This window comes from Arthrobacter sp. CC3, assembly GCF_039907775.1.
Lineage (GTDB): Bacteria > Actinomycetota > Actinomycetes > Actinomycetales > Micrococcaceae > Arthrobacter.
This window is the reverse complement of the sequence record NZ_JARCCY010000020.1, coordinates 87,758-97,286: the sequence shown is the minus strand read 5'-3', so window position 1 is coordinate 97,286 and position 9,529 is coordinate 87,758. Positions and strand designations below refer to the sequence as shown.

At 65.4% G+C, this 9,529-nt stretch carries 9 protein-coding genes; 3 read left to right on the top strand and 6 right to left on the bottom strand.

Translation table 11 applies throughout. From position 1 onward, the window contains the following. Positions 1–162 precede the first annotated feature (162 nt). Together PV761_RS13710 and PV761_RS13705 are read left to right on the top strand one after the other, a co-directional pair. Positions 163–927, top strand: coding sequence for a DUF4191 domain-containing protein (locus PV761_RS13710; protein ID WP_028271761.1), 765 nt, complete (start codon positions 163–165; stop codon positions 925–927). Positions 928–1,071: 144 nt separating this feature from the next. Then, the gene (locus PV761_RS13705) at positions 1,072–1,428 is read left to right on the top strand and encodes a DUF3817 domain-containing protein (RefSeq protein WP_347897488.1); all 357 of its coding nucleotides are present in this window, start codon (positions 1,072–1,074) and stop codon (positions 1,426–1,428) included. 10 nt (positions 1,429–1,438) lie between these two features. On the opposite strand, the gene PV761_RS13700 is transcribed toward PV761_RS13705, so the two are convergent. Continuing rightward, positions 1,439–1,876, bottom strand: coding sequence for an RDD family protein (locus tag PV761_RS13700; protein ID WP_347897482.1), 438 nt, complete (start codon positions 1,874–1,876; stop codon positions 1,439–1,441). 273 nt (positions 1,877–2,149) lie between these two features. Between PV761_RS13700 and glnA (PV761_RS13695) the strand changes: the two genes are divergently transcribed. Further along, positions 2,150–3,574: a type I glutamate--ammonia ligase gene (gene glnA / locus PV761_RS13695; protein ID WP_011691460.1), complete on the top strand. Its 1,425-nt coding sequence runs from the start codon at positions 2,150–2,152 to the stop codon at positions 3,572–3,574. A 141-nt stretch (positions 3,575–3,715) separates the two neighbouring features. Here glnA (PV761_RS13695) and PV761_RS13690 read toward each other — a convergent pair whose 3' ends face one another. The 5 genes from PV761_RS13690 to glnA (PV761_RS13670) form a co-directional block, all read right to left on the bottom strand. Continuing rightward, on the bottom strand, positions 3,716–3,916 hold the full coding sequence (locus PV761_RS13690) for an AsnC family protein (RefSeq protein ID WP_347897480.1): 201 nt from the start codon (positions 3,914–3,916) through the stop codon (positions 3,716–3,718). A gap of 75 nt (positions 3,917–3,991) precedes the next feature. Further along, positions 3,992–4,507 (bottom strand): GNAT family N-acetyltransferase, encoded by a 516-nt coding sequence (locus PV761_RS13685; RefSeq protein WP_347897478.1) that lies wholly within the window; start codon positions 4,505–4,507, stop codon positions 3,992–3,994. 105 nt (positions 4,508–4,612) lie between these two features. Continuing rightward, on the bottom strand, positions 4,613–5,032 hold the full coding sequence (locus PV761_RS13680) for a VOC family protein (RefSeq protein WP_028271756.1): 420 nt from the start codon (positions 5,030–5,032) through the stop codon (positions 4,613–4,615). Between the two features lie 73 nt (positions 5,033–5,105). Next, entirely contained in the window at positions 5,106–8,117 is a 3,012-nt protein-coding gene (locus tag PV761_RS13675; protein ID WP_347897476.1) for a bifunctional [glutamine synthetase] adenylyltransferase/[glutamine synthetase]-adenylyl-L-tyrosine phosphorylase, read from the bottom strand. A gap of 9 nt (positions 8,118–8,126) precedes the next feature. Next, positions 8,127–9,467 (bottom strand): type I glutamate--ammonia ligase, encoded by a 1,341-nt coding sequence (glnA, locus tag PV761_RS13670; protein WP_011691452.1) that lies wholly within the window; start codon positions 9,465–9,467, stop codon positions 8,127–8,129. Between the last annotated feature and the right edge of the window lie 62 nt (positions 9,468–9,529).

The window sequence follows — 9,529 nt, the reverse complement described above, 5'->3', positions numbered from 1 at the left end:
CGAACTCGCGCACATCGAAAGCTCCGGCAGCACCCGCCAGGAAGCCAGCTCCCTCATCGCGGCACACCACTAGGACCTTTCGTAACATTTACGCCTGAGGGCCGGCACCGGAGCAATCCGGCGTCCGGCCCTCAGGCATAAATCACGTAGAATTAAGGCACTATGGCGAATTCCCCTGATTCCAGCAAACCGACTCCGGCAGCCTCCGACGCTCCGAAGCGTGGCCTCTTCTCTCGCAAGCCGAAGGAAGCCAAGGTCAAGAAGCCCAGCAGGCTGAAGCAGATCAACGAAGTCTTCCAGATGACGCGCCGCCACGACCCCATGGTGGTCTGGATGATGCTGCTTGCTTTCCTGGGCGTCGTCGCCGTCAGCTTCCTGGTGGGCTTCCTCCTGGAAAACTGGATCACGGGCCTGATTATCGGCATCCCCCTCGGCCTGCTGGCCGCAACCCTCATCCTTTCGCGCCGCGCTGAGCGGGCCGCGTTTGCCCAGATTGAGAACCAGCCCGGAGCCTCGGGCGCGGCACTGGGTACCCTGAAGCGCGGCTGGATCACTGAGGACCAGCCGGTTGCGGTCAACCCGCGGACCCAGGACGCCGTCTTCCGCGCCATCGGCCGTCCCGGCGTCGTACTCGTCAGCGAAGGCCCCACCCACCGGGTCCGGCCGCTCGTCGACGCCGAACGCAAGCGCCTCGCCCGCATCCTGCCCAACGTAACCGTCCACGTGATCGAGACCGGCCGCGGGGAAGGCCAGACCCCCCTCAGCCAGGTCGCCAAGAAGATGAACAAGCTGGACAAGGAACTCACCAAGCTCGAAGTGAGCGCGGTGTCGAAGCGGATTTCCTCGCTCGGAAACCGCCTCCCCATCCCCAAGGGAATCGATCCTTACAAGGCCCGGCCGGACCGCAAAGCAGCCCGCGGCCGCTAGTAGCCTTGGCAACGCCCCGGAACCGGTCATCAGCCGGCGCCGGGGCGTTTGTTTTGAGCCGGTCAGCCGTACTCACGGCGTTGTCAGCCCCGCACCCCCGTAGCAAAACCGCACTGCCCCCAGAGAAACCGGAGTACCGTGAAACTGCCCTCGAAATCCACCGTTATCCGGCTCTTCCGGGTCCTCGCCGTGGCCGAAGCCTTCAGCTGGGCGGCCCTCCTGACCGGAATGTACTTCAAATGGATTGCCCGGACCTCCGAGCTTGGCGTGGAGATTGCAGGACCGATTCACGGCGCACTGTTCATCGCCTATGGAGTGGCGGCGCTTGCCCTGTGGCGCCTGCAGCGGTGGCCGTTCCTGGTGGCGTTCCTCGCCGGTTTCTCAGCGGTGTTGCCGTTCGCCACCGTCCTCTTCGAACGGTGGGCGGGCAAGCGCGACTACCTGACGCCGACGGGCAGCAGGCCGGCAGAGCAGCGCGATAACGTCACCGCAGGCGTCTAGGCCGGACCGGCTACCTACGGACGAGGACGGTGTTCATCGCCTTGTCGTGCAGGCCGCGGTGATCCGGATCAAAGATGACCGCCGGAATCACGAGGCACAGCAAGATGGTGCGGACCAGCGCCGCGAGCGGTCCGGCCGGAGCGCCGCCCAGGCGGACTACGTGGATGCCAAGGAGCCGGTGGCCGATGCTGTAGCCGAGGGTGCCGATCAGGAGGATCTGCTCTATGGCGAACACGGCAAGCGTGCCCCACGGATCCCCGCCGAACGCGTAGTTGCTGATCAGCAGCGCGAGTCCCCAGTCGATGCAGATGGCAAGGATCCGGCGTCCGGCCCGGGCGATCGAGCCGGGGCCTGCCTCGGGCAGGCCGAGGCGCTCCCCCGGGTACTTGGAAATGCCGGACGTATCCGGCCCGCTGAGCCAGGAACCTATATCTTTACGATCAACCACGGATCAAGCCTATCCGTTGCACGGGTCCCGCAGTTAAGTTCACAGTATGGATGCGGATGGACCACAGTGTGGACACCGTATAGCGTTTACATATCAGGCGGTTCTGTAACCTGCCGGAAACATAGCGGACACGGACGGGAAATCCCGTGTCCCTAGGGTGGTAACAGTTGCTAGCGAGCTGGGAGCGGGGACACTTTTGTGTTTTCGCGCCGTCGGATTGCGCTGGACCATATGGCTTTCCAGCCAGTTATTACTTATGCGTAAGGAGCATAGATGTTCAAGACTGCGGACGAAGTCCTCAAGTTCATCAAGGACGAAGATATTAAATTCGTCGATATCCGCTTCACCGACCTTCCTGGCGTGCAGCAGCACTTCAACGTGCCGGCCAAGAGCGTTGATGCAGACTTCTTCATCAACGGCCAGCTCTTCGACGGTTCGTCCATCCGCGGTTTCCAGGGCATCGCCGAGTCCGACATGCAGCTCATCCCGGATGTCACCACGGCATTCCTGGACACGTTCCGCATGGAGAAGACGCTCGCGCTGAACTTCTCCATCGTGAACCCCCGCACCGGTGACCCTTACCACCGCGACCCCCGCGGCGTGGCCGAGAAGGCTGAGGCCTACCTCGCTTCCACCGGCATCGCCGACACCGCGTTCTTCGCTCCCGAGGCCGAGTTCTTCGTGTTCGACAACGTCCAGTACCAGTCCTCCCCGCAGGGCAGCTTCTACAAGATCGACTCCGAAGAAGCCCACTGGAACACCGGCCGCGAAGAAGAAGGCGGAAACCTGGGCTACAAGACCCCCGTCAAGGGCGGTTACTTCCCGGTCTCCCCCACCGACAAGCAGGCCGACCTGCGCGACGCCATGTGTGTTGCCCTGGACGAAGCCGGCCTTGAGGTCGAGCGCAGCCACCACGAAGTGGGCTCCGCCGGCCAGGCTGAAATCAACTACAAGTTCACCACGCTGACCCACGCGGCTGATGACCTGCAGAAGTTCAAGTACGTCATCAAGAACACCGCCGACGCCTGGGGCAAGTCGGTCACCTTCATGCCGAAGCCGGTCTTCGGTGACAACGGCTCGGGCATGCACTGCCACCAGTCGCTGTGGAACGGCGGCGAGCCGCTGTTCTACGACGAGAAGGGCTACGCAGGCCTCTCCGACATGGCCCGCTGGTACATCGGCGGCCTGCTGAAGCACTCCTCCGCCGTCCTCGCCTTCACCAACCCGACGGTCAACTCGTACCGCCGCCTGGTCAAGGGCTTCGAAGCTCCGGTCAACATGGTCTACTCGCAGGGCAACCGCTCCGCCGGTATCCGTATCCCGATCACGGGCTCCAACCCGAAGGCCAAGCGCATCGAGTTCCGCGCTCCGGACCCCTCCTCCAACCCGTACCTGGCGTTCGCTGCCCAGCTGATGGCCGGCATTGACGGCATCCGCAACCGCATCGAACCCCCGGCTCCCATCGACAAGGACCTCTACGAGCTCCCCGCCGAAGAAGCCAAGGACATCCCCAAGGCTCCGGGCACCCTCGAGGAAGCCCTGGACGCACTGGCCGAGGACAACGAGTTCCTCCAGGCCGGCGGCGTGTTCACCCAGGACCTGATCGACACCTGGATCGAGTACAAGTACGAGAACGAGATCCGCCCGCTGTCCCTGCGCCCGAACCCCTACGAGTTCGAGCTCTACTACGGCGTCTAGTCAGACCCCCGGCCTAACCATCGCTTAGTCCGCAGAAAGTCCGCATGTGCTGCTACGGCAGCACATGCGGACTTTTTTGTGCGCGGCTTTGTGCACGCCACCCGGACGCCCAACCCGTTCCGGGCGTCATCGGCACACGTCCTAACGCTTGCCGTATTTCTTGTGCACGGCCTGCTTGCTCACCCCAAGGCACACCGCAATCGCCTCCCAGGACAGTCCCGCCCGGCGCGCCCGGAGCACAGCTTCCGTCTCCGTCCGCGCCAGCTCCTTATGCAGTTCCGCCACGGCGTACAGGGCCTCGGCCGGCTCCTTGCCGTCCATTGAACCGATGAGCGTCTTCATGGCCACACCTCCTTTCGTCAACCATAGTTGACGGCATGTCCCGCGTCAACGCAAGTTGACAAATGGGTGAAGCGTTCAGAAGGACCGGTACATGGTCCGTTGCGGTCCGGCGTCGCCGCCGAGGTACTGTCCGCGGTCTTCAAATCCGGCTTTGCGGTAGGCGGCCTGGCCGGCCGGGTTGCGCTCGTTGACTGACAGTACGACGCCGGCCTCTCCGCCACCCAGCCTTATCGTCAGTTTCGCTGCTTCCCTGACCGCTGCTGCGGCCGCAAGGGTGCCGAGTCCCCTGCCCTGCCGGTTCCTGTCGATGAGGAAGCCGCGCAGGAGCCACACCGCCTGATCATCCTCCCAGCCCGCCAGTGTCGCCGCACCGCGCTGCAACGTGAATACGCCGACGGCTTCTCCGCCGGAGTCCACCACATAGGGAAAGCGTGAATCCTCCTCCAGCGCCACGAGCATCATGCGCAGCGGATCACCGGCGAAGTCGCGCTGGTCCTCCCCCAGTTCCAGTCCCGCGACCTCGCCCAGCTTGATGGCCCTGGCGTCGTCGTCGAGGTTCTTCAGGGCGATAAGCCAAACGGATTCAGACATGGATCGAGCCTACCCAGAACCCGCGACGCCGGCCGCCACCTTTCGGGTGACGGCCGGCGTCGTGCCTCTGGCCGGTGCCGCGGCCGCCGGCGGGGCGGGGTGAAGCTATGGCGTCTGGGCGTCAGCCGGCGGCCCGGCAGGGTCCATCCAGAAGACCTCCCAGAGATGGCCGTCCGGGTCCTGGAAGCTGTGGTTGTACATAAACCCGTAGTCCTGGGCCTCCTGCGAAGGCGCACCTCCGGCGGTCATCGCCTTCCGGATCGTGTCGTCAACAGCTTCACGGCTGTCAACGGAAAATGCCACGATCGCTTCGGCGGTGCTGCCGGTATCCGCAATGCCCTTGGAAATGAACGTCTTGAAGTAGCCTTCCACCAGCAGCATGACGTAGGCGCCGTCATTGATGATCATGCAGGTGGCATTTTCGTCGGTGAAATCCGGGTTGAAGGAAAAGCCGAGCGCGGTGAAGAACTCGACCGACCTGTTCAGGTCCTTGACGGGGAGATTCAGAAAGAGTTGCGTGGCCATTGGCTCAAACTAGCATCCGGCCCGCCCTGTGTCAGCCCCCGCGATGACGTGCCACCGCCGAAAACCAGCCCGGTTACTGCCCGTAGAAAACCCTTTCGAAAACACCGCGGGCACGCCTGCTGAGCCTCAGGTAGTCCTCTTCCAGCGTGGCTGCGTTGCCTGGCGGGTAACCGCACCAGCGGGCGACGGCTTCCAGGTCCCTGCGGGAAGACGGCAGCAGGTCGGAGGCACGGCCGGTCCAGATCACGTTGGCGGACCTGATGCGGCTGGCCAAATGCCAGGCCTTGAGGAGGAGTTCCGCCTCGTCCCGTTCCAGGAACCCGAGGGAAGCTGCGGCTTCCAGCGCCGGCACCGTGGACGCGGTCCGCAGTTCCGGGTGCTTGCCGGCGTGCTGCAGCTGCAGCAGCTGCACGAGCCATTCAACGTCGCTAAGCCCGCCGCGCCCCAGTTTGAGGTGCCGCGCGGGATCAGCGCCGCGGGGCAGCCGCTCCGCTTCCACCCTTGCTTTGACGCGGCGGATTTCGCGCACGTCCTTGTCCGACAGTCCCGCGGGATAGCGGATGGTGTCGATCAGCTCCACGAAGTCCGCTGCCAGGTCGTCATCCCCTGCGATGGGCAGGGCCCGCAGCAACGCCTGGGCTTCCCACACGAGCGACCACCGGCGGTAGTACTCTGCGTAGGAATCGAGGGAGCGGACCATGGCACCGCTCTTGCCTTCGGGCCGCAGGTCGGCGTCCACCATCAGTACGCGTTCGGCCAGGATGGCGGGCTTGAGCGGCTGGGTCAGAAGGTTCGAAATGTGTCCCACGATCTGCGCGGCCTGGTTCTGCGCTTCTTCCTCGGGAACGCCCGGCAGCCCGCGGTGCACGTACATGACATCCGCGTCGGAGCCATAACCGATTTCGCGGCCGCCCTGCCGGCCCATGGCCACCACCAGGACACGTGTCTTCAGGGGACCCGAGGCGCCCACGATGCCTTCGGCGACCCGGAGGGCGCCCAGCACGGCTGCGCGGTCCGTGTCCGCGAGGGCGGCGCCCACCTGGTCCTGGTCCAGCAGCCCGGCGCTGTCCGCAATGGCGACCCGCAGGATTTCCCTGCGCCGGATCAGGCGGATGAGCCGCATGGCGCTTTCCGGGTCCTCATGCCGCGACATCTTCGAGGTGATTTCGAGCCACTGGGCCTCGAATCCCAGCGGAGCCAACTCCTTGTCCGTCCCCAGCCAGGCCACCGATTCCGGAGACACCTCCAGGAGGTCGGCGATCAGGCGCGAGTTGGACAGGACATGGCAGAGCCGCTCGGCCGCCGCCGTCGAATCCCGCAGCATCCCCAGATACCAGTGCGTTGTTCCCAGCGCCTCGCTGACGCGGCGGAAACCCAGCAGCCCGGCGTCGGGGTCCACGCCGTCGGCGAGCCATCCGAGCAGGATGGGCAGGAGCTGGCGCTGCAGCGCCGCACGCCGGCTGACCCCGGCCGTGAGCGCCTCGATATGCCTCATGGCGCCCCGGGGATCCTGGTAACCGAGGGCGGCAAGGCGGCCTTGTGCGGCCTCCGGCGTGAGCCGCGCTTCTTCGCTGCTCAGCTTGGCGGCGGTGTTCAGCAGGGGCCGGTAGAAAATGCGTTCATGCAGTTCCCTGACGGCGCGTTTGGTTTTCTGCCAGGCGGCCAGGAGCGCATCAGGGTGCGGGCGTTCCCGGGCGAAGGGGCCCAGCACGCCCTTCGCCAGCGCGCGCAGGGCGTCTTCCCTCACCGGCATCAGATGGGTGCGGCGCAGCTGGAAGAGCTGGATCCGGTGTTCCAGGAGCCGGAGGTACCGGTAGGCGTGGTCAAATTCGGCGGCATCCGTCCGGCCGATGTAGCCACCGGCCGAGAGCGCGGCGATGGCTGAAGTGGTGTCCCTGTGCCGGAGGGATTCATCGGCTTTGCCGTGCACCAGTTGCAGCAACTGAACCGTGAATTCGACGTCCCGCAGGCCGCCGCGGCCCAGCTTGATCTGGCGCTGTTCCTCATCCGCGGGAATGTTGTCCGTGACGCGCCGGCGCATGGCCTGCACGGATTCCACAAATCCTTCGCGGTTCGCCGAACCCCAGATCAGCGGAAGGACGGCGGCCTCGTACCGGGCGCCCAGCTCCGCGTCCCCGGCAATGGTCCGGGCCTTCAGGAGGGCCTGGAATTCCCAGCTTTCGGCCCAGCGGGCGTAATAGCTCTGATGCGACGCCAGCGTCCGCACCAGCGGTCCCGATTTGCCCTCCGGCCGCAGGTTGGCGTCCACCTCCCAGAGGCCGGGCTCCCGGCCGATGGACATGATGGCCCGCGAGATCCCGGTGGCAAGGGCCGTCCCGATCGTGTTGGCGCGGGCATCATCCAGCTCGCCGGCGTCGATCACATAAATGACGTCGACGTCGGAAATGTAGTTGAGCTCGCGGGCACCGCACTTGCCCATGCCGATGACGGCGAGACCCACTTCGGCGACTTCGGATGCCGAGAACTGCTCGCCTGCCTCGGCCCGGGATACTGCCAGCGCCGCCTCGATGGCAGCACCGGCAAGATCCGCCAGTTCGGCACCGGCCGCGGGCATGAAGTCCAGCGGGTCGGCGGCACACAGGTCCTTCACCGCCAGGTCAACCACGCCTCTGCGGTACGCGGTGCGAAGGGCCACGTAGGACTCCGGGCCGGAGAGCCCCGCCACCGGCCTGCGCGCTTTCGGGTCGGCCTGGACGGACCGCAGGAGACGCGCCCTGAGTTCCCCGGCATCCGCCGCCGCAGGCTCCGGGCTTGCCACCACGTCAAAGGCGTCAAGGTGCTCCGGGTGGCGGATCAGGAATTCACCCAGCGCTTCCGAGGCCCCCAGGACCCGGTACAGCGGCTCGCTGGTGTCGATGTCCGCAGCAGCAAGCTTGCGGAGATCGGGATGTTTTTCGATCAGGCGCACCAGCGACTGCAGGGCGGTGTCCGGGTTGGCGGCCAGGTGGAAGCCCGCGAACAAAGCCTCCTGGTCGATCCCTTCCAGTTCCCGGGCAGCAAGGAACCGCTCCCCCTTTTCCAGGTCACTGAAACCGGCGGAGATCAGGCGACGGGCGAGGCTCACCGCAGCCTCCTACAGAATGCCGAGGTTTCGCTGCAGCTCGTAGGGCGTCACCTGGAGGCGGTAGTCCTGCCATTCTGCGCGCTTGTTGCGCAGGAAGTACTCGAAGACCTGTTCCCCGAGGATCTGCGGCATAAGCTCGGAATCCTCCATGGCCCTGATGGCATCGTGCAGGCTCGCGGGGAGCGGATCGTGGCCCATGGCGCGGCGTTCGGCCGAGCTCAGCGACCAGATGTCGTCCTCGGCGGCAGCCGGAATCTCGTAGCCCTCTTCGATGCCCTTGAGGCCGGCGCCGAGCAGGACGGCGTATGCCAGGTAAGGGTTGGCCGCGGAGTCGATGCCGCGGTACTCGATGCGGGCGGACTGCCCCTTGCCGGGCTTGTACAGCGGAACTCGCACCAGGGCGGAACGGTTGTTGTGGCCCCAGCTCAGGTAGCTGGGGGCTTCGCCGCCGCCCCAAAGGCGCTTGTAGGAGTTCACGAACTGGTTGGTCACGGCGGTGAACTCGGGCGCGTGCTTGAGGATGCCCGCGATGAACTGTTTGGCCGTCTTGGACAGCTGGAATTCCGCGCCGGCTTCGTAGAACGCGTTGGTGTCGCCTTCGAAGAGCGAGAAGTGGGTGTGCATGCCCGAGCCCGGGTGCGCCGTGAACGGCTTGGGCATGAAGGTGGCGTAGGTGCCCTGCTGCAGGGCCACTTCCTTGATGACGGTGCGGAAGGTCATGATGTTGTCCGCAGTCTGCAGGGCGTCCGCGTAGCGAAGGTCGATCTCGTTCTGGCCGGGACCGGCCTCGTGGTGGCTGAACTCCACCGAGATGCCCACGGATTCCAGCATGGTGACCGCGGTGCGCCGGAAGTCCTGCGCGACGCCGCCGGGGACGTGGTCGAAGTAGCCGCCCTCGTCAACGGGGACGGGTGAACCGTCCGGGCCGGGCTCCTGCGACTTCAGCAGGTAGAACTCGATTTCGGGATGCGTGTAGCAGGTGAAGCCCATGTCGGCGGCCTTGGCCAGGGTGCGCTTCAGGACGTTGCGCGGGTCCGCTGCGGAGGGCTCGCCGTCGGGGGTCAGGATGTCGCAGTACATGCGCGAGGTCTGTTCGGTCTCACCGCGCCACGGCAGGATCTGGAACGTCGACGGGTCCGGCTGTGCCAGCATGTCCGATTCGAACACCCGGGCCAGGCCCTCGATCGCGGAGCCGTCGAAGCCAAGGCCCTCTTCGAAGGCGCCTTCAACTTCAGCGGGGGCAAGCGCAACAGACTTGAGTGAACCCACGACGTCCGTGAACCACAGACGCACAAACCGTACGTCGCGCTCTTCGATTGTCCGCAGGACAAACTCTTGCTGGCGGTCCATAATGGCCTCTTCTCCGGATCAACGTATTGATGCCCCGGGTCTGTATTCGCTAGAGCCGGCGG

What these genes read in the sequence shown, in the direction of transcription:
- PV761_RS13710 (WP_028271761.1), top strand. Translation starts at nt 163, where the DNA reads ATGGCGAATTCCCCTGATTCCAGCAAACCGACTCCGGCAGCCTCCGAC.
- glnA (WP_011691460.1), top strand. Translation starts at nt 2,150, where the DNA reads ATGTTCAAGACTGCGGACGAAGTCCTCAAGTTCATCAAGGACGAAGAT.
- PV761_RS13690 (WP_347897480.1), bottom strand. Translation starts at nt 3,916, where the DNA reads ATGAAGACGCTCATCGGTTCAATGGACGGCAAGGAGCCGGCCGAGGCC.
- PV761_RS13685 (WP_347897478.1), bottom strand. Translation starts at nt 4,507, where the DNA reads ATGTCTGAATCCGTTTGGCTTATCGCCCTGAAGAACCTCGACGACGAC.
- PV761_RS13680 (WP_028271756.1), bottom strand. Translation starts at nt 5,032, where the DNA reads ATGGCCACGCAACTCTTTCTGAATCTCCCCGTCAAGGACCTGAACAGG.
- glnA (WP_011691452.1), bottom strand. Translation starts at nt 9,467, where the DNA reads ATGGACCGCCAGCAAGAGTTTGTCCTGCGGACAATCGAAGAGCGCGAC.